Here is a 19,600-nt window from a genome sequence, read left to right on the forward strand (position 1 = left end):
TCGGTGAGCTCAACGGCCAGCCCCTGGGCGCGGCCGCCGAGGCGGAAGTAGTGCTCGCCGAGCGCGGCCGCGAGCAGCTGCTACTCGCCCTCGGTGGCACCTGTGTCGATCGCGGCGAACAGGTCCCGGCCGACGCTGGCGGGCAGGTGCTGGGTGAGGTGGCGCTCGCGCGGGTCGTCGGTGGAGCCGCCGGCGGCGCTGTAGCCGATCCGGGCGGAGGTGTGGAGCACCAGCCCGCGGCTGGTGGCGGCCCTGCGCTGACGGGCCCGCACGCCGGGCTGCCAGGCCGCGCACACCGCCCGCTCCAGCACGATGGCGTAGACGGGCTTCGGCTCGCCTTTCCCGGCTGTCGACGGTCACGCGGTGTCAGGAGGTGTTGCGCAGAAGTTTCGCATTCAGGCGGGACCGGTCCATGCGTGCGCGGGGGCTTGCCTGCGCCGAGGGCTCACTTCGTCGCAGTCGGCAGACCCGAGCGACGGTCACGTGACGGCCGCTCAGTTCCGCACCGGCGAACCGCTGGCCGAGCAGCGTCGGGTCGCTGACCCCCGCTCGCACGGCGATGTCCGCCGGCTCATGGTCGGGTCGGGCCAGGCTTTGCGGAGCCAGTGGCCGTCGATCGGCGTGACCGGGGGCGCGGGCCGTCAGTGGACGTCACGACGGCCGCGACCTGGCCGTTCCTTTTCACGACACCAGTTGCTGCGGCGCCGCAGAGGTGACGAATGCGGGAATTCGAGTGGGCGCAGGCGGGGGGAGCGGTTGCTCGGGGGCGGGTTCGGGTTCGGGGTCTGTGGGGGGCTTCTGGGCGCGGCGGATGCGGGCTGCGACCCCGTCGCGCAGCGCCCCCACCAGTGGCGGGGAGGCCTGCCCCGCCTGGTGCATTGGACCGCTCGCCGGCTGCGGCGCGGCGGGCAGCGGGGCGGCGGGCTCTGGCGGTGTGGGGGGCTGCAGCGGTGCGGCGGGGTAGGCCACTCGCCACAGCTGGCGGATGTAGTCGCCCTCGGACCCCAGCAGGTACACGACCTGGGAGAACTTGGCCCAGTCGCCGTAGTCGTGTTCCTTCAGGATCCGGAGGATGCGCTCGATCGACAGCTTCCATTTGGAGGCGACAGCGAGTTCGTAGGCGTTGGGACTGCCCGCGCGCACGTGCAGGGTGGCCACGGCTGCGGTGAGCACGTTGTGCGCCTCCTTGGCGGTGAGGCCGACCGGAACGCTCAGCGCCGGGCCTTGGCCACGGAACTCCCGCAGCCGTTCCCGCGACCAGGGGGTATAGAGCGGTGCTGGGTCTCCCCCGCAGGCGCGGGCCAGCGCCTCGGTCAGCCGCCAGGTGGGCACCTTCGTCCCGGAGAGGATCTTCGATAGGTGAGAGGGCGAGCAGCCGGCCGCGCGGGCGATCTCGTACTGGGGCCGGCCGGTGGCGCGGACCAAGACCGAGAGCATCCCCGACAGCCTGTTGCCAGCCGGCCGGGAGGAGGCCAGCGGCGGCGGGCCCGCCGCCAGCTCCGGCACCGCGGGCTGCGGCGACGGCACCGCGCCGGGCTGCCGCGGCGATGACAGGACACCGGATGGGGCGGGGAGCGCTGCTGCCGAGGTGCGGACTCGGGTGTACGGGTGCAGCCGGCGCTCGACGCGATCGGGGTGGAAGCGGCGGCGCACCGCCTCCTCGCTGGTGCCCAGCAGCTCGCCGATCCGGCGCCAGGTCGTGCGATGGCTGCGCTCCAGGCCGACCAGTCCCGCGGTCAGGGTCTCCAGGTGGTCCTGCATCTGCGCGGCCGTGCTCAGCGCCCGGCCGTCGGCGCCGGGCGCGTCGGCCAGCTCCCGGCGCAGGTCGTCCAGGAGTTCGGCCAGGTCCTGGGCGATCTCCTGGGTGATGGCGAGTTCGTCGGCCGGAGCCGGAGCTGGGGCGTGCACCGTGCGGCGGCCGACCTGCCGGCGCCGGTAGGCGCGCTGGCGGCAGGCCCTGCCGCAGTAGTCCGCCGCCCGGTGTCCCCGGCTGGCGGGCAGGAGGATGCCGCACTGCACGCACGCCCGCTCCTGCGTCCAGTCGGCAGCCGTATATGCACTGTCGGGCACGGCAGCTGTGCCGGGGTATCCAGTTGCATGGAGTGTCATCGCCGTCCTCCAAGTCCGGGTGTATGCGTGACGAAAGCCCGCTCGGGCGCCGGAAACCGTCACGCGAGCGGGCAGGAATGCCGCTCGCGGAAATCCGGGGCCGGGCCGGGCGGGGCGGCAGCGCGGTGCGCGGCGGCCCCGCCCGGCTGGGTCAGCGGCGGTACTGCCAGGCCCACCGCAGCAGGGGCGGCAGCACCGTGGCCAGCACCGACAGCACTGCGCTGAGCACGGTGTCGTGTTCCCGGCCCGGGATCACGATGAGGACCGGCCTCACCGGCGGCCGGCGGTGTCGGCCCCGTCCAGTGGTGTTGGCCTCCCGGGACATATTCCGGGACTCGTCACCCGGATCGCTACGGTGGACATCGTCGGGCGCCGCCATCACGGCACCCGCTGGCCACAGGGACTCAGCCAAGCTGAACTCCTTGGTCGAATGGGAATGAGCGCAGCGGTGTGCAGGGCCGGGTAGGCCGTCAACCCATGCCTGACCTGCACACCGCGCGTGCCCACACCCCACACCGGCCAGCCCCGGCCTACAAATCCCACAAATCAGGCTTATGCGACGTTCTCCCGAACATCGCAGGAAACCCGCACCACCCGTGCCCCCACTGGCACCCCGGGTTCACCCGGTGCGGTGATTTACCCCCAAAGATCTGATGAATCATCAGATTCGTGCTAAGCCATGCCTTGCCGCGACCCTCCCGAATGAACCCGAGCCACCCCGACGAACCCACACACTCCCCGGTCTGCGCCGGCCTACAGCGGGTCCGCGCCGCAGGTCGCACAGCGCCAGGACCGGTTGCCTGTGCGGCGCAGTTCGTCCGGGGTGCGGAGGGTAGGGAGCGTGGTCCGTCGCCGCGGCCACCGGTCTCCTCGAGAGGTTCCTCGAACGCGGCCCGGCGGTCGTCGGCGCGGCCCAGGGTGGGGCAGTTCCAGCGGTGCAGCCGACGCTCCGTCACCGCATAGGTCGGCTCCTCCGACTCCGCGCCGCCCAGCACCGCTGTCTGGATCCGCCGCTTGTCACCCGGCAACGACAACCCCCCAACAGGCGTCTGACCATGGACATCTCATCGTGCCACCGAGCCGGGCTCGTGGGCGGGGCAATGCGGAAATCGCCCGCCGGGAGCGCTGCGCCTCACGGCGACGGCCTGGCCCTCGCCGACGCGCGGGAGCCGCGCAGCGGAACCGCGCCAGCCCAGCCGCAGTGCGGACGACGCTCAGCCGCGCTGGCGAAGGTGGAAGGCGACGTCCGAGGGCGTCTGGCCGGCCAGGAGCAAGAGAGGCTCCAGCAGCCCCTCCCAGAGCGCGTCGGTGCCCTCGGGCTGCGCCTCGGTCAGCCGGCTGACGGCGGCCTGCTCCCGGTTCAACGGCGAGGGCAACATCAGGTCGGCGAGGGATTCGTAGACGCCCTCCACCCTGGCCAGCAGCTGCTCGCGGCGCTGCTGGGCGGATTCGACGGACTGGGCGTCGCGTGCAGTCAGCAGGACCGGGACCGGAACGGACAGCGCGGCGTGCAGCTGAAGGAGAGCGGGCGCCCACGTCCGTCGCAGGCGAGTGCGGGGGTCGCCGGTCAGCCGGCCGGGGGCCGGAGCTGGCCATTTCTCGCCGATTCGGGTCCGGGTTTCGAGTCTTGAAAGGCCCTGTCGATCCCGTCAATCGCCGTCCGACCCGATGTCAACCCCCCCTGTAGCCGCACGATCTGCGCACGCGCTTCGTCGACGACCCCTATAGGCACGACGAGGCACGTCTGTCAGGCTTGTGGCCGGACACTGCCGGACGTCCGCCGGATCGGACGGCCGGTGTGCTGAGAGGCGAGGGGGCCGCACATGGAGCCGGTGCTGATACTTCTCATCCTGGTGGTGATCCTGCCGCTCCTGGCCCGGCCGATCCGGGTGGTCCCGCAGGGCCACGCGGCGGTCGTGATGCGCTTCGGCCGCTACAGGCGCACCCTCTACGCCGGGCTGAACGTCATCATCCCGTTCGTCGAGCGCGTCCGCGTCCGGATCGACCTGCGCGAGCAGGTCGTGCCGTTCGCGCCGCAACCGGTGATCACCCGGGACAGCGTGGTCCTCACCATCGACTCGGTGGTCCACTACCAGGTCGTCGACCCGCGCGCCGCCACCTACGAGGTCGCCGACTACGCCGAGGCGATCGAGCACCTGACCGTCACCACGCTGCGCAACCTCGTCGGCCCGATGGACCTGGAATCCGTCCTGGCGTCCCGCGAGGCTCTCAACACGGGCCTGCGCGGGGTCCTGAACGAGGTCACCGGCCGGTGGGGCATCCGGGTCAACCGCGCCGAGCTCAGGACGATCGAGCCGCCGGTCTCCATCCAGGACTCGATGGAGAAGCAGCTGCGCGCCGAGCGGGACAAGCGCTCGGCGATCCTCACCGCCGAGGGCCACCGGCAGGCGCAGATCCTCAGGGCCGAGGGCGAGAAGCAGGCCGAGCTCATCAAGGCCGAGGGTGACGCCAAGGCCGCGGCGCTGCGCGCCGACGCAGGGGCGGTCGCGGGAGCCGCCCTCACGGCGGGCGGCGGAGCACCGGCCTCGCCGCTCCTGCCGCCGCGGGCACCGCTCGGCCCCGGCCGCCAGCCGTTGAGGCCGAATGATCCGCGCAGCATCGGCCGTTACCAGTTGACGGCCCGGCTGGGCGAGGGCGGCATGGGGACGGTCTTCCTCGGGCGATCCGCCGGCGAGCGCCTGGTCGCGGTCAAGGTCATCAGGCCGGAGCTGGCCGCGGACGCCGAGTTCCGCCGGCGGTTCGGCCGCGAGGTCGAGGCCGTGCGCCGGGTCGGTGGATTCCACACCGCGCCGGTGGTCGCCGCCGACCCCGAGGGCGATCCGCCGTGGCTGGTCACCGAGTACATCCCCGGCCTCCCGCTGCACGAAGTCCTGAAGCACTACGGTGCGTTGCCGAGCCGGAGTCTGCACACCCTGGCCGTCGGTGTCGCCGAGGCACTCGAGGGCATCCACGCCTGCAACATCGTCCACCGCGACCTCAAGCCGAGCAACATCATCATCTCCGGCGCCGGGCCCCGCGTCATCGACTTCGGCATCGCCCGGGCGCTCGACGACACCGTGCTCACCCGCTCCGGCCACCTGATCGGCACGCGGGGATTCCTGGCCCCGGAGCAGTACATCGGGGGGCCGGTCACGTTCGCCACGGACGTCTACGCCTTCGGGATGGTGCTGTGCCACGCCGGAGGGGCGGTGCCGCAGGACGAGAGCGACTTCCTGGATTCCCTCCCCAGTCTGCTGCCGGCCCCGCTCGCCGATCTGGTCGTCCGCTGTCTCGACCACGACCCCCAGCGCCGTCCGACACCCACCTGGATCGTCGAGGTACTCTCCCGAACCCGCCCGGCCGCTGGGGACTGGCTGCCCCTCCCGGTGCGGACGATGGTCGACCTGCACAACGCGGCCACCCGCTAGGAGTCGTCTTCAAAGCTGATCTGGTGATGGTGGATCATGCTGGAACCGCGCGATGGCGTTCTTCGCCGAACACGGCATCACCCCGATCCACCGCGTCCTCACCGACAACGGGGCCTGCTACCGCTCCCAGACCTGGGCCGACGCGCTCACCACCACCAACACCAGGCACAAACGCACCCGGCCCTACACCCCGAAGACCAACGGGAAGGTCGAGCGGTACAAGTGCACGCTCGCCCGCGAGTGGGCGTACATCCGCGACTACACCTCCGAGCACGAGCGCCGCGCGGCGCTCGCCGACTTCCTCAACTACTACAACCACGAGCGCCCGCACTCAGCCCTAGACGGCCGGCCACCGGTCAGCCGCACCTCCGGTAGCGACTACCGCGTCACCGCCGACCAACCACCCGCACCACTGCTGATCGTCCCGCAGCAGCTCACGTTCGAGGACGCCGTGGAACCAACGTCCTGAGACATCACAGCTAGCCATCCCGGCGGGGCTCCCCCACCGGTTGCTGGGCCAGCCGTCTCGGAACGGTCGGCCGCCGACCCGTCCGGCGCGGTCAGACGGCGAACGCGGACTGGTTCAGTTCCCTGACCGTGGCCTGGCGCCGTTCGTCGCTGGTCCGGCCCCAGTGAAGGTTGGAGTAGTACACGCGCTGCTGGCCGGTGGGCAGGCGGAAGTCGATCGTGCAGCCCTCCGGTACTGGCTGGCGGCAGGTGCACCAGGCGTGTTCCACCCGCCAGCCCAGGCCCCAGGGGCGCTCGCACAGTGACCTGATCAGCTCCGGGCACGGTGGGCCGTCGGTGGTCTCCAGCCGCAAGCCCTCCGCGCCGCAGGACCAGGCGTCGGTGCTGTTGATCTCTCCGGGCCCTGCGGTCGCGCGGATGCGCCGCAGGATGGCCGATCCGATCAGAGATTCCTCGAGTTCGCTCTTGTGCCCGGCCACGTGGGCGGCGCGTTCCAGTGGAGCCCATGCGGTGTTGGTGAACAGCTGCGGCCTGCTGCCGTTCAGCAGCGCGGTGATGCGTTCCCACCAGCGGGTGTTGAATCCGGTCAACAGCACCTGTGCGGACGTGCCCGGTCGGTAGAGCGCGACGCCGCCCGCGCCGACGCGGCTACGCAGACCCGGCACGCCGTGGATGCAGTCACGTGGATCCCTGTCGCCGGTCAGCTCGTCGGCCTGCTGCGGCAGGAGCCGTTCGGCCCAGTGCCGCACGACGTATGGCTCGTCGAGCAGTCGGACGGTCAGGCGCTCGGGCTCGGGGGACACCTTCATGATTCCGAGGGGGTGGGCGGACAGTCCGCCCATCTTGCAAACGCGGTAGAAGACCGCAGCCTCCAGGGCTTCCTGCTCTGGTGAGTCGGCGGCCGGGATCCCGCTCGCGTCCACGCCCTCGCGTTGCAAGGACCGCAGCGCCTGGTGGGACTCCCCGGTGCACTTCCGACGGCCCGTCGGGAAGAGTTCGCTGGTCGCATCGCGCATCGTCGACTTCTCCGCGTTGGCCAGGCCCCCGGAATGCCGACGCTGTGTGAGTCACGTGCCGCTGCGCTGTTGCGCTGGATGATGCTGAGCTTCTGGCCGGTCCTCGGCAACCGGATACGGGGGTTTCCTCGGTTGCGCGGCCGGGCGCCCATGGGGCCCAAGCCGATGGAATCGCAGTGTCGTGGGCTGGATCAAGGCGACTCGCCCAGGCCGCCGCCGCAGCGGGCGCGGCTCACCCGTTCGGGGAACCCGCCGGCCTGCGTGGCGGCGCGGCCTGCGCCCGCAGCTCCTGGGTGCGGCACAGTCCAGCCATGTTCGAGAACGACCTGATGCCCGAGCCCCTGCGCCGCGCCATCCGTGACCTGGTTTCCGAGGCCATGGACAACCTGCAAGAAGTCCTGAGCCACTCCCAACCCCACTCCCGGGACTGGAAGCGGATGCCGCTCTACCGTCTGACCGATGCCGCCGACCTGCTGAACATTTGCGCACTCGTCCAGGCTGCCTAGGCCAGGTGCCAGCGGGCGGCAGCATCGCGTCCGACGATCGTGGGCCACCGGTCGCGCAGGCCTCCGCCTGCGGTGCCGAGCGTCCAGCCGTGCGCGGCGACAAGGTCGGCCGCCGGAACCTCAAGTACGCCGTGGTGCACCTCCAGGCCGCCGTCGAGTGCCTGCTCAAGTATCGGCTCGAACTGGAGCACTGGACCCTGGTGTTCAAGAACCCGGGCGAGGCCAGGTGCAGCGAGCTGGACGACGGCAGCCTGACCACCTGCACAGTGGACCAGACCCTCACCCGGCTCACCGACATCGCCGGCGTCACCATCAGCGAGTTGGAGAAGACCAAGCTCGCGCAGCTCGCCGAACTCCGCAACCGGCTCCAGCACTACGGCCGGCACCACGACGCCAAGGTCAACCGGTACGTGATCGAGGCGAACGCCGCGTATGTGCTGGAGTTCCTGATCCACTTCCTGAACACGGAGCTGGTGCCCCGCATCCCGCTTCCCGACGCGGACACTCTCCTGGACATGGCAGCGCTGGAGGAGGGGCTCAACGAGGTCCGCGGCTACGTGACAGGCCGGATGCGCCGACTCCGCCCCCAGCTGGATTTGGTGAGGCCCCGTACCGTCCAGTGCCCGTCCTGCGACCAGCTCGCCCTGGTCGTCGGGGACGAAGAGGCCGCCCACTGCCTGTACTGCCACTACCAGCGGGAGGCCGATGAGGCGGCGATGTCCTACGCGGAGGATGTCCTTGGTCGCAACTGGCACTCGGTGGCCCAGGGCGGACCGGATCCGGTCGCATGCTGCCCGACCTGCGACCTCAACACCCTGGTCACCGGTGCGCTCACCGCTGCGGCCCCCGACAGCCCGGTCGACCTGTGCTTCCACTGCGGCGAGGCATTCTCGGACCTGGAGGAGTGCGGGCGCTGCGGCACGCAGTTCGACCCGACCAACGGCGACGTCTCCTGTGCCAGCTGCGAGTACGACATGATCCGTAGCGGGAACTGACCGGCGGCGTAGAGGAGGACCTCCGCGATGACCGCCGAGGCGATCGAGACCGCGCCGGTGCTGGGGGCCGAGGTCCTGCCCCCTGGTGATGACCCGGCTGTCGCGCTGCCGCAGCCGGCCGGGCCGGACCCGGTCACCACGGCGGTGCTGGAGGCGCTCGACCAGGCCGCCGAGGAACACCTCGCCGAGCACGGCCGAAGAAGACCCGCACCGGGTACGCCCGGGACTGGGCCCTGTGGCAGGAGTACCTGGACTGGCTGGTGCCACGCACAGGTCACCGGCTGCCCGACACCGCGGTCACCATCGGCACCCTGGTTGGCTTCGTCATCTGGCTGGACGCGGAGAAGCAGGCTGCGATGTCCAGCATCGACCGCCGGATCACCGGAGTCACCGTCACCTGCCGATGGGAGCACCAGGTCGAGGTCCCGAAGGTGGCTACCACCGCCGCTCGGGAGAGGCTGAAGCAGCTGCGCACCGACCCCGAGCTCGGCGCGGCCCGCCGGGCCCGGGGCCGTGGCAAGGCGCCTGCCACCACGCCCGAGCACCTGCGGGCGATGAACACCGCCCCGCGACTCGTTCCGCGCGGCGCCCGGGTCGCGCCGCCGGCGCCGCGAGTACGAGCAGCCGGAGCTGGACCGGCTACGCGACCGCGCGCTGAGCACCCTGTCGTTCGCCATCGCCGGCCGGGCCTCGCACGTGAGCGCCTTGGACGTCCTCGGCATCACGCTGGAGTCCCGGGGGCTGCGGGTGGTCGTTCCCCCGGTCAAGGGGGAGGAGGAGCGGACCGTGGTCGTCGTATACGGCGAGCACGAGGACAGCTGCCCGGTGCGGTGCTGGCTCGCCTGGAGGCGGCGTCCGGCATCGCTGACAGGCCGGCCTTCTGCGAGGTCGACCAGTGGGGGCACCTGGGCACCGCCCGGCTCACCCCGGACAGCTGCAGCCGGATCATCACCCGGATCGGCGAGCGCGCCCGGCTCGACATCCGACACACCGGCGCATGGAGGACCAGATCGGCGCGCTCGGCCTGGTCCTCAACGCCCTGGTGCTCTTCAACACCCGCTACATGGACGCCGCCCTGGAGCGGCTGCGCGCCGACGGGCACGAGGTCCGCCACCAGGACGCAGATGTGACAGCCGTCACAGGATAGGTTTCAAGATTCTTTGTCGGTCAGGGTCTCTCCCACGCCCGGAGGTGAAAGACCCTCTAACCACGAAGGCAAGGAGAGGCCACGATGACGTCCGCCAGGACCACGCTCCCCGACACACTCGGGACCGCCCGCTGCCCGGGGCTCCTCATCGGTGCCTGCGTCACCTGGTGGCCGCCGGACCAGGCCCTGCGCTGCGGAGAACGGTCCGAGGCCCCGCGGGCGTTCCTTCTCGTCTTCGCCGACCCCAACATCGAGGGGCCCCGGCCCGCTGAGGTGGTCGACGCAGGTGATTTCACCAGGGACCTGATCGGGAGGCTCCTCAGGGCGCTGGAATATGGCGGCCCCAGGCCCGTCGGCGGCGCAGTCGAACGCCTCAGCTCCCTCCTTCTTGACCTCGCGAAATATTTCATCCACACCGCCCGGGAACCCCGCGGTCCGCAGCGCTTGGCGCTGATGGCCGTGCTCACCGCCCGGAATGCGGCCATCGAGGGCGACACCGCGACCGTGGACGCGTTCAGCCGGGACTGGCTTGGGCTGTCGGACCCCGCCCGGTGGCGCGAGGCGGTGGAGAACGCCCTTCTCGGCGACTGGGTCCAGCACCTGGGCCGGGGTCTGCTCCGCGACCCGGATCTGCTCGGGCTGCTGCACCGCCACACGCGGATCGAGCACCGGCACCTGCAGCCGCTCTGGGAGCGGCGGGTGCGCGGCCGCCGGCTGCGGCTGCTGCAGGACCCGGTCGCGGAGGGCCTGGTCCTCGCCGATCTGATCGCCGACCCTCGGCGTTTCGAAGACACGATCTTCGCCGCCGAGCTGGCCGACAGTCGCTTGGCCGCCGTGCTCAGCGGCCTCGCGCCGGTCGAGGCCGCGGTCGCCGCGGCGTATGCGGCGGACCCGAAGGCCAGCTGGACCGAGGCCGCGGCCGCGGCCGGTCACCCGGCGCCCGAGGCCTTCGGGGATCGGGTGCGCCGCAAGCTCAAGCGCCTCGGCGAGCGGCATACCGCCCGCGCCCACGCAGTGGCGGTGACTCGATGACCACCGCGCCCGTCCAGGACCCCGAGCCCGGCCTGCTGGTCCGGACGCCGACCGCGCAGACCTGTACCGCTGTGCTGAGCACCGGCACGGTCGGCACCGCGCTGCTCTCCGGCGCGGTGCCGCCGACCTCGCCGCTGGTGTGGCCGCTGGTGGTCCTGGCCCTCGGCTCCATGGCCTACGACCTCGGCATCCGCGCACTCCGGCGAAGGGCCAACTGACACCGACGACATGCTGCCACCGTGCTGCGGCGCCGGGCGGCCGGCGAGTCCGTCGAGCCGATCCCCCCCCCCCGACCTGATCATCCCCACTGGCAACGGGTGCACGATCAGGCACAGATGTTCCTCAACTCCCAAGAGCCCCGTGGGTTCAGGGAAACTGAAGCTCGTTCAGCGTGAACTCGCGGGTCGAGCGGTGTGCCTCAGATTGGTGCATCCATGGGTTCGAGTGAAACACGAGGCTGCTGAGCCAGTCGGCGAGCTTCGGCCGTGACCTCTGCGTCGACCTCCGACGGTGCCCGGCCGCCCCCGTAGTCGAGCATGTCGTACTCGTCGTCGAGCTCGGCGAGCCGTTCCGCAAGAGGCAGCTCATGTCCAAAACGCTGGTGGATCCGGAAGGCAAGCTCCGGAGGAGTCAGTTCGCCGGCCAGCATCTGGCCCGCGAGTGCCCGCGCGGCGGCTTCCTGGCCGGCGACGCTGCCGACTGCGTAGAAGGCGAGGCCGAGCTCGTCGAGCGCGGAGGGGAGAATCTCGGGGACGTCGTAGTCCGCTTCAGCGCGTGTGCAGGCTGCCAGGGCCCGCAGGGCAGGACTGTCGAGTCCGGCAACGAGTGCATCACAGGCTGCGGTGACCACATCGCCTGCACGGATCTCGCCGATACTCCAGAGAACGGCGCGGTCCTGAAGCTCGTGGGCTGCTGATTCGGTGGACGACATCTGCCCATGATCTCCGCATGGGGCGGTCGGGTCGAGCAGGTTTCACTACGGTTGCTGCTCAGCGGCTGTTTCCAGCAGGGTGCGTGCGGAGTCTGCGTAACGCATGGCGGTCTTCTCGGCGAGTCCGAAGACCTCGGCGAGGTGAAGCGGGTCCGGGCCCTGGGTCATCGCTTCTTCGAGCTGTCGGTCGACGCGGAGCCGCTCCAGCGTTGCGGCCTGTCCGCGCATCGCCGCGCTGATCCAGTGGTTGCTAGCCCGGGTGGTCCTGTTCGCGGTTTGGTTGTTGATCAGTAGGTGGAGGTTCGCCGTGTTCGGCCAGCGGCTGCGCCGGTGCTCCAGCCAGTCCAGCAGCAGCTTCAGGGTGAGGTCGTCGAGCGGCCGCACGCGGCCGGCGACGGTCAGCCGCCGGTTGCCGATGTCGACGTCGTCGAGCATGAGGGTGCCGATCTGGGCGACCCTGGCCGCGTGGACCGCGGCGAGAACGAGGATGAGCCGTGTCGCCGGCGTCGTGGCCGCTGCGACCGCCCGGTCGACCTGTTCGGGGACGAGTGGTTGCAGCACGGCGTACTCGTACTGACCGACCTTGATCCGGCTGGTGGGGTTGCAGAAGACGACCCCGTTCCGCTTGGCCCAGCTGAACAGCGAACGCAGAGCGACGAGTTGATCGCGGCGGTGATGGCCGTGAAGAGCCTTGAGGTAGGTGTGGACGTCGCCGCGGGTTACCTCCCGCAAGTGGTCGTAGCGATCCGACCACTCCAGCAGTGCCGGACGGACCCGGTTGAGGTAGAGCCAGACCGTTCCCTCTCGTCGCGGGAGGCTGCGCGGGCCGCCGTCGTGCAGGACGCGGGTCCAGCGTTCGGCCTCCGAGCGGATGCCGGGCGCGAGACCCTCCAGTCGCTCGGCGAGCCAGCGCTCGAAGGAGGGCTCGCTGTTGTCCTCGTAGATCCCCATCTCCTCCAGGACCGTGACGATGTGGCCGACCGGCAGGTCGAGTGCTCGCAGCGGGATGAAGAACTCGGTTTTCGCGGGGGCGTCCAGACCGTCCGCCGCTACCTACGGCACGCAAAGCAGCACACGCCCCCTGTGGCACCCCGACCCGCCCCGCGGCCCCGCCGAGTGGTCCGCTGGATCATGACCGACCCGGCCCGCCTTCGTGCCGACGATGCCCAGGAACTCAAGGAGATCCGGGCCGCCTGCCCACACCTCGACGCCGCGGCCCGGCACGTCCGGGACTTCGCCGCCATGCTCCACGACCGACGCGGCGACCTGCTGCCCGACTGGATGAACCGCGTCCTCGCCGACGACCTACCCGCGCCCCACTCGCTCGTCGCCGGCCTTCGCCGGGACCAGGACGCCGTGGTCGCAGGGCTGTCCAGCCCTTGGAGCTCGGGCCAGGTCGAAGGCCAAGTGACGCGAGTGAAGCTCCTCAAGCGCGCCGGTTACGGCCGGGCCAAACTCGACCTCCTCCGCATCCGCGTCCTCCTCCGGCCTTAAGGCGGGTCGGCATCGCCGGAGGTGGGAGAAAATCACCTCGTGGACAACCTCCTGAAGTTCCTTCACGCCCGTAATGAGGCGGACAACCATGCCTACGCCGAGGTGGCCTACCGCTTCGGAGGTGATGCTCTCCTCGACAGCCATCTGCCGATGCTCGACCTGGTCGATATGTTGGCTCGGGACTACGAGGCCATGGATCCGTCCGACGCACGGTTCACCGGTCTCAGGTATGCCCTCCGGGTGCTCGCACAGTCGTACGCTGAGCACCCCGACTACCAGGCGGAGTGGCGACCCTAGAACGTTTAAGCGGAAGACCTTGGGGTGCCACAAGATCTTCGCCAGAGCCGAATTACGTGACCGTCGACACGTCCGGGGCCAAGGCCGCCGTCGGCACAACGATCACGATCGCCGACGGCGGCTACCCGGGCACTGGCCTGGTCATCCCGCACCGCCGGCCACGCGGCGGAGAACTGACCGAGTGGCAGGCTCAGCACAACCGCGAGCACAAGCAGGTCCGAGCCCGAGTCGAGCACGTCTTCGCCCGCATGAAGACTTGGAAGATCCTTCGCGACTGCCGCCTCAAGGGCGACGGCGTCCACCACGCAATGCTCGGAATCGCCCGCCTGCACAACCTTCTCCAGGCCACGTAGACAAGGCCGTCACCGATCCACGAGCTGTTTCTCGCTCGCCTCAAAGATCAATTGCGGGACAACCCTTAGCGGCCTTCTGGGGGCTCTCCAGGCACCGTGTCCAGGCAGCGAAGCCCGGGTACGAGGCAGCCTGTTCAACGCCACCGAGCCTTGCTTGAATGGCGGAGCTCCCGTCAAGAGGAGCCAGAGGATTTCGAGTTGGGGGACGAGTTGGAACGCGGAGCACGCGCCGAGGTACCGCCACCGCCTGCGCACCCACCCGCAGTCCCGGCGGCACCCAAGCGGAGCATGAGCGAAATGGCCGCCATGATCTCGGCACTGACAGGTGTCGCCGGCCTGGCGCTCGGGTTCTTCGGGCTGCCCGCCGCAGGTGTCGCCTCGCCAACCGCCGCTGCCCGCCCCACGGTCACCGTGACCGTCCCCGGTCCCGCGATCACAGTGACCGCCGCTTCTACGGTCGCTGCGTCGGACTCCGCCAGCCCCCAGTCACCTGCCGCCGCGCCGGGCGGAGGCTCCCTCACAGGACTCCGCCCCTCACGGGAAAGCGACCATCCCCTCTCGGGAGGCAGCGCGACGATGAACACCCAGTCCTACAGCGATGCGCTCCTTGGTAACCCCTGCGGTGCCCCCTACACGAGCGTCTACGACCTCAACCGCTCCTACAAGCAGCTGACCGGCCTGCTCGGCATCGACGACTCCTCCCAGAACGTCGGCGGCGACGTCCAAATCGACGCCGACGGCCAACACGTCCAGCTGGCGCACCTCGCCCTGGACCACACCGTTCCCGTCGACATCAATGTCACTGGGGTGCAGCGCCTCACTATCACCTACTGGACCGATGCTCACGGCGGAGCCATGTGCCTGACCGGGAATCCCACGATCGTCTTCGCGAACCCCCGCCTCACCACATAGCCAAGGCGCTCCAGCGGCGGCTGGGCGGGTGCAGAGGGAGCCTGACGGTTTCTGGCCGCGCCCCGCCCGCCCCGCTGCAAGCGGCTGGCACCAGCTGAACGCGAGGAAGAAGAGGCCCGCCGCAGGCGCAGCGAACCCGTCTCCGTCGATGGGCCCCAGGATTCGCCCTGGTAAACGAGTGCCCGCCCGTTGGCCAAGTAGCGCGAAAACCCTGGCCATCTATGGTGCACAGTCACACGGGAGGTCAGCGCCACCGGTAGGACGCTCCGGTCATCGCCGGGAGCAGCACCGGGCCGCCCGCGACGGTGTCGGGCCGGACGGCCTGGTCGAGGACGGCGCCGACGTCCGGGTACAGGTGGAGGCCGGCCGCGTCGGCCACCGGCAGCCACACCACCGGCGCCTCGTCGGGAGCGTCCTGCTCGGCTGCGGCGACGGCCTGGACCAGGTGGTCGGGCAGGTGGGCAACGTAGACCAGGTGCCGGCGCCGGAACGGCACGCTCTCGCCCGGCCGGTCGGTCTCCTGGCCCTGTACGAAGCGCAGCACCGGCGGCGCGGGCAGCACCGCCAGGTCGAGGCCGAGCTCCTCGAGCAGCTCCCGGCGCAGCGCGTCGGCCGGTTCCTCACCGTCCTGGTCCTCGACCACGCCGCCGGGCAGCGAGTGCTGGGGGCCGGCCGAACGCTGGCGGCGGATCAGACACACCCGGCCGTCGTGGACCAGGACCGCGCACACCCGCACGGGGATCGGCGCGGTCACCGTCCGGTGGTCGAGTCGTCGGCGTGATCGGGCAGGGTCGGCAGTGGCCAGGCCAGGTCCGGTGCCCAGGTGTGCCAGCCGTCGGCGAACGGTCCGGTGCGGTTGTCGAGCATGGCGATTGCCCTCCCCTTGGCCTGCTCGACCTGGTGGTGGAGGTAGTCGTCGATCAGGCCGAGGCGGCGCAGCTGGCTGTACTCGTGGCGGTCCTTCCAGTGGTGCCCCGACAGGTCGGGGGTGATGACCAGGTCGAGGGCGAGGTCCATGGTGTCGATGCCGATGCCGGGGCGGCGCTGGTAGGGCTTCTCGAAGTTGACGTACCAGCGCAGCGGCTCGTGGGTGGTGGCGTCCTGAAAGCAGTGCACGGAGAACCACTCGCCCGCCAGGAAGTGGCTCAGCAGCTCTGTGCCGGTCCACCGGTAGCGGCCGAGCGTCCAGGTGCCGGCCGCCAGGTCTTCCAGGCCCTGCTTGCGGGTGGTCTCGTCGCCGGTGCGCGTCGCGGTGATCCAGGTCGTCGGGGCCAGGCTCTCGATTCCCGGCCAGTAGGCCAGGGTCAGCACGTGGCCGGTGTCGTCGATCACCCGCTGGGGCATCGCGGTCCACACGCGGTCGGCGTGGACGTCGCGGCGCAGCACGGTGGTGCCGGGCTGGAACAGGTTGGTGTCGGTCACGGGGCAAGCCTTCCCGGCGGCGAGGCCGGGAAGTCCGCTCGAAGGTGTGACGGCGGCACCGGGCAGGACATGTCGAAGGCTCTGCCCCACCGCGCCGCGGCGCCGAGCCCCGCCGCCACGGCGTACCGCAGTGCGTTCTAACCAGCCGCTGACCTGCGACGACACCCGAAACTCGCCGGGTCCGAGGCGTAACTCACCAGCGGCCGGGGTGAAACTAACCGGCGGCCCCGGGGCGAAACTCCCCACCGCAGACATCGCACGGTGTTAGCGCGTCAAGCTGAGGGGGCGAGTCCGCTGTTGACGATGCGGGCCCAGAGGGTGTGGTGCCACTCGTTGGCGTTGGGAGCTGGCTCGGTGGTCAGGACGGGGTTCGGGCCGGTCTCGATGAGGTGTAGCAGGGTCCAGGCGACGCCGTAGCAGTCGTCCGGGCCGAAGCAGGCGACCAGTGCTTGGGCTTCCTCGCCGGTGACGGGCTTGGCGATGGCTTCGAGCTGCTCGACTCGCCGGTCGATCTCCTCGCCCTCGGCGGCCCAGTCGGGGAGGGGGCCGTCGGCTACGAACGCCTGCACTTCTGGTCTCATCCGTGCATGATCGACCGCTGCGGCTGGCTGGGGCATGGTGCTCTGGCGGGTCACGTGGTGGGTGGGTTGCCAGGTGAGGTCGAGTGAGTCGTCGACTGCGGCGGTGCTGGGTCCCCGGGAGCCGCCGTGGGCTGTGTGGCCCAGCAGCGCGGGCGTGCCGGCCTCCAGGGCTTGGGCGATGTCCTGGAGCATTGAGGTGACCGAGAGCCACTGGGGGACGTCCAGGGTCCAGGTCTCGTGGTCCCAGAAAAGTACGGTGCCGTGGGTGTCACCGGGGCGCATGTCGACGATCAGTCCGTCGCCGCCGGGGCTCAGCGCGATCGGCATGAACTCCCGCTGGTAGCGGCTCTCGGGCTGGCCGTTCTCGTCGAATGAGGCGCCTTCCTGCTCTGCGACCAGGAGCCAGATCTCGTGGGTCTCCAGGGCCTCGTCCAGCGAGACCGGGGCGAACGCGTCCGGAATCCAGTAGCTCGCGGCGACGTCGGGCAGCAGCCACCAGATCCGCAGCTCGGCGGGCAGGGGCAGGCCGAGGTCTGCCTCGAACGCGTCCAGGCGGGCGGCATCCGGCGCTGGTCTCGCCGGGCCTCGTCGAGTGTGCGCGGTGAGCCAGGTGCCGATGCGGCTCCAGGAGGTCAGGACGTGATCAGCCGTTGTCATGGCGGGCAGTTTGCCTCACCGGGGTGTCAACGGCCGAGGCTGTGCAGCGCTCCCGGCGAGTGAAGCTACTGGTCAGGCCGCGACTTCGGTGAGCGCTGGTGCGGGAATGAGGTTCCCCCGAGGTGCGGAAGGTCGCCGGACATGACCTGATAGGTCGTGAGAAGGGAGCCTCTGCCATGGCTGCACCGATGAAGTGTGGATGTCCACGGGGAGCGGGCGTTCCTTCAGCGGGGTGGTTCGGGGACTGCACCCTACCCGGATGGCCCGGCAGACCTTCAGGTTCGAGGGGACCGGCCACTTCTTGCCTGTGGAGCTGCCATGGACCGGGCAGGTCGGCCAGGTCGAGGTCGGGTCGACAACGGGCGGCCGTGGGGAGGTGCAGGCCCCGGTTCGGCCCGGCACGACGACCCCGACCCTCAGGCAGCGGCCCCACCGTCAGATCCCCTCCAGAGGGCAGGTGCGGCCCGACCCGCACGGCTGAAGCCGCGTCAGGGGCCGGTGGCCGGATCGTCTGCGCGGAGCTCGATGCGCGCAACGGCCGGGGCGTCGCCGCCCGAATAGGTGGAGCGGACTTCGATGGCGGGGGGTAGTGTGCCGTCCGCCTGCCGCACGGCGTCCATCGCCATCTGCGCGACTCGCATCCATGCGATCCCGGCTCCAGGCTCCCCGTTCCGAAACACCCGGTCGAGGAGATCGAGTTCGCGCAGGTGCTCCGGGGAGAGGGTCGCGGCGGCGCGGTTCAGCATCTCCCGGTGGTTACCGCCCTTGATGGCGAGGACGACGTTGTGCAGCTCGGGAAGCACAGGCTGCCCGTCGGCGGCGTTTCCGGCCATCAGATCGTGGACGGCGAGTCCGATCAGTAGGGTGAACCGCTCCTCCGCCCATTTCCGGTCGAGCGACCAGATGCCGTAGCGCCGGTTCGCGGTATCGGCGAATCCGCTGTCGGCCATAGCGTCGCCGGAAATGCGACGCGCGAGAGCGTATGCCTGTTCCCAATTGTCCACGGTGTTTTTCTTTCGGGAAAACCTGTGCGGGGCGATGACTGGGACCTAGAAGCAGTTGATGTTCAGGGTGTCGCTGGTCGCCTCTTCACTCACCGTCTGGTTGTACGAGGCCGTGAAGTACAGATACGTGCGGTAACTGTAGGTGTCGGAGATCGGGTCGCAGTGAGCGGTGGCCCACGCAGACTGCGTGGGCGGCGCGCAGTTGTAGTTCGTGCCGCTGTCCGCCTCGGTCTCCCACTTCTCCTGGTAGAGCATGTAGACCTGGAGCTGGACGTCCAGCGTGCAGGAGTATGGGGCGTGGGGGGCACAGGAAAACGTGCCGCTCGCCGTGATGGCGCTCCCGCTGTACAAGGGGCGCAGCGCGCTCCCGTTGCACGTCACCACGTCCTGCGGGGACGCCGTTCCTGCAGCACCGGGACGGACAAGACGCAGGACCGCGGGCCCACTGCCATGCTGTTGAGACGAAGGCGCCGGCTGCGCCTGGGACGTCCCGGCGCCGATCAAAAGAAATGCCGATGATGCGGCCGCCAAGCCCACTGACCGGCGAATAGCGGAGCGGTACTTCATTTTCCCCCCAGGAAAGGTCGAGTCCACCCGGCTCACCAAGCTACGCGCTCGAACCTATTGATCACAACGGCCTTTGATAACTGAGGGAAGCCATTCCGGATCAACAGTGAGTGCCGTCGCCGAATTAGAACTCGTAACACGATCACTGGCCGTGGGTGTTGAGTCGTCGCCAGCAGATGAGGCTGCAGGCGAGTGAGACGAAGACGTTGTGCCACCATGGTCCGGCCACGGGCTGGGGAACGACACAATCGACCAGCCCGGAACGGTTCGCCCCGTACGCTGACGGCCGGGCCCCTCACGATTCGAGCGTGAGGGGCCCGGCCGGGTCCCGGGGTGGTGCTGATGCCGGGTCAGGGTCCGGCGATGATCCAGGCCACAAAGACGCTGGCCATCGTCTCGTGCACCCGGTAGAGGCTGATGCGGTCGCCGGAGTCGGCGGCCGGGTCGGTGCGGGCGGTGTAGTCGTCGACCTCGGGGTCGGTGCCCGCGTCCAGTACGAGGTCCACGACCAGACGGTAACCGTCACCGTCTTCCACCTCGGGCGCGCCTGAGCATTCAACAACAGCGACGAAGTCGACCGGAGACGCATCGCGGCCTCCGCCGACTTCGTCATGTGGTCACGCAGCGCCGAGAGCAGTTGCCTGCAGCGCACGATCGCCCAGCTCACGGCCTGGCGGCAGT

General features: G+C 70.2%; 18 protein-coding genes and 6 pseudogenes. 12 read left to right on the forward strand and 12 right to left on the reverse strand.

Annotated features, from left to right (window positions below; translation table 11 throughout):
- Positions 1 to 80 precede the first annotated feature (80 nt).
- The 3 genes and pseudogenes from ACFYNO_RS32775 to ACFYNO_RS32785 form a co-directional block, all read right to left on the reverse strand.
- Positions 81 to 323 (reverse strand): annotated as a pseudogene (locus ACFYNO_RS32775) (XRE family transcriptional regulator); the annotation flags it as partial.
- Between the two features lie 358 nt (positions 324 to 681).
- Positions 682 to 2,019, reverse strand: a complete 1,338-nt coding sequence (locus ACFYNO_RS32780; protein WP_388021060.1) for a helix-turn-helix domain-containing protein — start codon at positions 2,017 to 2,019, stop codon at positions 682 to 684.
- A 1,304-nt stretch (positions 2,020 to 3,323) separates the two neighbouring features.
- Complete coding sequence (locus ACFYNO_RS32785; protein ID WP_388021062.1) at positions 3,324 to 3,521, reverse strand: hypothetical protein; 198 nt, start codon at positions 3,519 to 3,521, stop codon at positions 3,324 to 3,326.
- A gap of 411 nt (positions 3,522 to 3,932) precedes the next feature.
- On the opposite strand from ACFYNO_RS32785, the pseudogene ACFYNO_RS32790 reads away from it, so the two are divergent.
- The 3 pseudogenes from ACFYNO_RS32790 to ACFYNO_RS32800 form a co-directional block, all read left to right on the forward strand.
- Positions 3,933 to 4,619, forward strand: a pseudogene (locus tag ACFYNO_RS32790) (SPFH domain-containing protein); the annotation flags it as partial.
- Between the two features lie 129 nt (positions 4,620 to 4,748).
- Positions 4,749 to 5,537, forward strand: a pseudogene (locus tag ACFYNO_RS32795) (serine/threonine-protein kinase); the annotation flags it as partial.
- 34 nt (positions 5,538 to 5,571) lie between these two features.
- A pseudogene (locus ACFYNO_RS32800) lies at positions 5,572 to 5,907 on the forward strand (integrase core domain-containing protein); the annotation flags it as partial.
- Between the two features lie 190 nt (positions 5,908 to 6,097).
- Here ACFYNO_RS32800 and ACFYNO_RS32805 read toward each other — a convergent pair.
- Complete coding sequence (locus tag ACFYNO_RS32805; RefSeq protein ID WP_388021064.1) at positions 6,098 to 7,021, reverse strand: hypothetical protein; 924 nt, start codon at positions 7,019 to 7,021, stop codon at positions 6,098 to 6,100.
- 311 nt (positions 7,022 to 7,332) lie between these two features.
- Between ACFYNO_RS32805 and ACFYNO_RS32810 the strand changes: the two genes are divergently transcribed.
- From ACFYNO_RS32810 to ACFYNO_RS32830, 5 genes and pseudogenes are all read left to right on the forward strand, one after another.
- Complete coding sequence (locus tag ACFYNO_RS32810; protein ID WP_388021066.1) at positions 7,333 to 7,527, forward strand: hypothetical protein; 195 nt, start codon at positions 7,333 to 7,335, stop codon at positions 7,525 to 7,527.
- A gap of 89 nt (positions 7,528 to 7,616) precedes the next feature.
- Positions 7,617 to 8,522, forward strand: coding sequence for a hypothetical protein (locus tag ACFYNO_RS32815; RefSeq protein WP_388021068.1), 906 nt, complete (start codon positions 7,617 to 7,619; stop codon positions 8,520 to 8,522).
- A gap of 895 nt (positions 8,523 to 9,417) precedes the next feature.
- Positions 9,418 to 9,642 (forward strand): annotated as a pseudogene (locus tag ACFYNO_RS32820) (Tn3 family transposase); the annotation flags it as partial.
- Between the two features lie 300 nt (positions 9,643 to 9,942).
- The gene (locus tag ACFYNO_RS32825) at positions 9,943 to 10,701 is read left to right on the forward strand and encodes a hypothetical protein (protein ID WP_388021070.1); all 759 of its coding nucleotides are present in this window, start codon (positions 9,943 to 9,945) and stop codon (positions 10,699 to 10,701) included.
- Positions 10,698 to 10,919 (forward strand): hypothetical protein, encoded by a 222-nt coding sequence (locus ACFYNO_RS32830; RefSeq protein ID WP_388021072.1) that lies wholly within the window; start codon positions 10,698 to 10,700, stop codon positions 10,917 to 10,919. Before ACFYNO_RS32825 ends, ACFYNO_RS32830 begins: the two co-directional genes overlap by 4 nt.
- Before the next feature lie 200 nt (positions 10,920 to 11,119).
- Here the strand turns inward: ACFYNO_RS32830 and ACFYNO_RS32835 are convergent, their stop codons facing one another.
- Together ACFYNO_RS32835 and ACFYNO_RS32840 are read right to left on the reverse strand one after the other, a co-directional pair.
- Positions 11,120 to 11,632 carry a hypothetical protein gene (locus tag ACFYNO_RS32835; RefSeq protein WP_388021074.1) on the reverse strand — a complete coding sequence of 171 codons (513 nt, stop codon included), beginning with the start codon at positions 11,630 to 11,632 and terminating at the stop codon, positions 11,120 to 11,122.
- 45 nt (positions 11,633 to 11,677) lie between these two features.
- The gene (locus ACFYNO_RS32840; protein WP_388021076.1) at positions 11,678 to 12,583 is read right to left on the reverse strand and encodes a hypothetical protein; all 906 of its coding nucleotides are present in this window, start codon (positions 12,581 to 12,583) and stop codon (positions 11,678 to 11,680) included.
- A 132-nt stretch (positions 12,584 to 12,715) separates the two neighbouring features.
- Here ACFYNO_RS32840 and ACFYNO_RS32845 point away from each other — a divergent pair, with 132 nt between their 5' ends.
- The 4 genes and pseudogenes from ACFYNO_RS32845 (at position 12,716) to ACFYNO_RS32860 (ending at position 14,688) form a co-directional block, all read left to right on the forward strand.
- Positions 12,716 to 13,126, forward strand: coding sequence for a transposase (locus ACFYNO_RS32845; RefSeq protein ID WP_388021226.1), 411 nt, complete (start codon positions 12,716 to 12,718; stop codon positions 13,124 to 13,126).
- 39 nt (positions 13,127 to 13,165) lie between these two features.
- Positions 13,166 to 13,423 carry a DUF6221 family protein gene (locus ACFYNO_RS32850; protein WP_388021078.1) on the forward strand — a complete coding sequence of 86 codons (258 nt, stop codon included), beginning with the start codon at positions 13,166 to 13,168 and terminating at the stop codon, positions 13,421 to 13,423.
- Between the two features lie 68 nt (positions 13,424 to 13,491).
- A pseudogene (locus ACFYNO_RS32855) lies at positions 13,492 to 13,776 on the forward strand (transposase family protein); the annotation flags it as partial.
- Between the two features lie 297 nt (positions 13,777 to 14,073).
- The gene (locus ACFYNO_RS32860; protein ID WP_388021079.1) at positions 14,074 to 14,688 is read left to right on the forward strand and encodes an NPCBM/NEW2 domain-containing protein; all 615 of its coding nucleotides are present in this window, start codon (positions 14,074 to 14,076) and stop codon (positions 14,686 to 14,688) included.
- A 244-nt stretch (positions 14,689 to 14,932) separates the two neighbouring features.
- Here ACFYNO_RS32860 and ACFYNO_RS32865 read toward each other — a convergent pair whose 3' ends face one another.
- The 6 genes from ACFYNO_RS32865 to ACFYNO_RS32890 form a co-directional block, all read right to left on the reverse strand.
- Positions 14,933 to 15,442 (reverse strand): NUDIX domain-containing protein, encoded by a 510-nt coding sequence (locus ACFYNO_RS32865; RefSeq protein ID WP_388021081.1) that lies wholly within the window; start codon positions 15,440 to 15,442, stop codon positions 14,933 to 14,935.
- Positions 15,439 to 16,110 carry a DUF402 domain-containing protein gene (locus tag ACFYNO_RS32870; RefSeq protein WP_388021083.1) on the reverse strand — a complete coding sequence of 224 codons (672 nt, stop codon included), beginning with the start codon at positions 16,108 to 16,110 and terminating at the stop codon, positions 15,439 to 15,441. The genes ACFYNO_RS32865 and ACFYNO_RS32870 overlap by 4 nt, the downstream gene beginning before the upstream one ends.
- Before the next feature lie 272 nt (positions 16,111 to 16,382).
- Positions 16,383 to 17,348, reverse strand: a complete 966-nt coding sequence (locus ACFYNO_RS32875) for an SMI1/KNR4 family protein (protein ID WP_388021085.1) — start codon at positions 17,346 to 17,348, stop codon at positions 16,383 to 16,385.
- Positions 17,349 to 17,836: 488 nt separating this feature from the next.
- The gene (locus ACFYNO_RS32880) at positions 17,837 to 18,352 is read right to left on the reverse strand and encodes a hypothetical protein (protein WP_388021087.1); all 516 of its coding nucleotides are present in this window, start codon (positions 18,350 to 18,352) and stop codon (positions 17,837 to 17,839) included.
- A gap of 45 nt (positions 18,353 to 18,397) precedes the next feature.
- A complete protein-coding gene (locus tag ACFYNO_RS32885) occupies positions 18,398 to 18,607 on the reverse strand; it encodes a hypothetical protein (protein WP_388021089.1) in 210 nt (69 codons plus the stop codon).
- 662 nt (positions 18,608 to 19,269) lie between these two features.
- Complete coding sequence (locus ACFYNO_RS32890) at positions 19,270 to 19,425, reverse strand: hypothetical protein (RefSeq protein WP_388021091.1); 156 nt, start codon at positions 19,423 to 19,425, stop codon at positions 19,270 to 19,272.
- Positions 19,426 to 19,600 lie beyond the last annotated feature (175 nt).

The organism is Kitasatospora sp. NPDC006697, from assembly GCF_042869935.1.
GTDB lineage: Bacteria > Actinomycetota > Actinomycetes > Streptomycetales > Streptomycetaceae > Kitasatospora.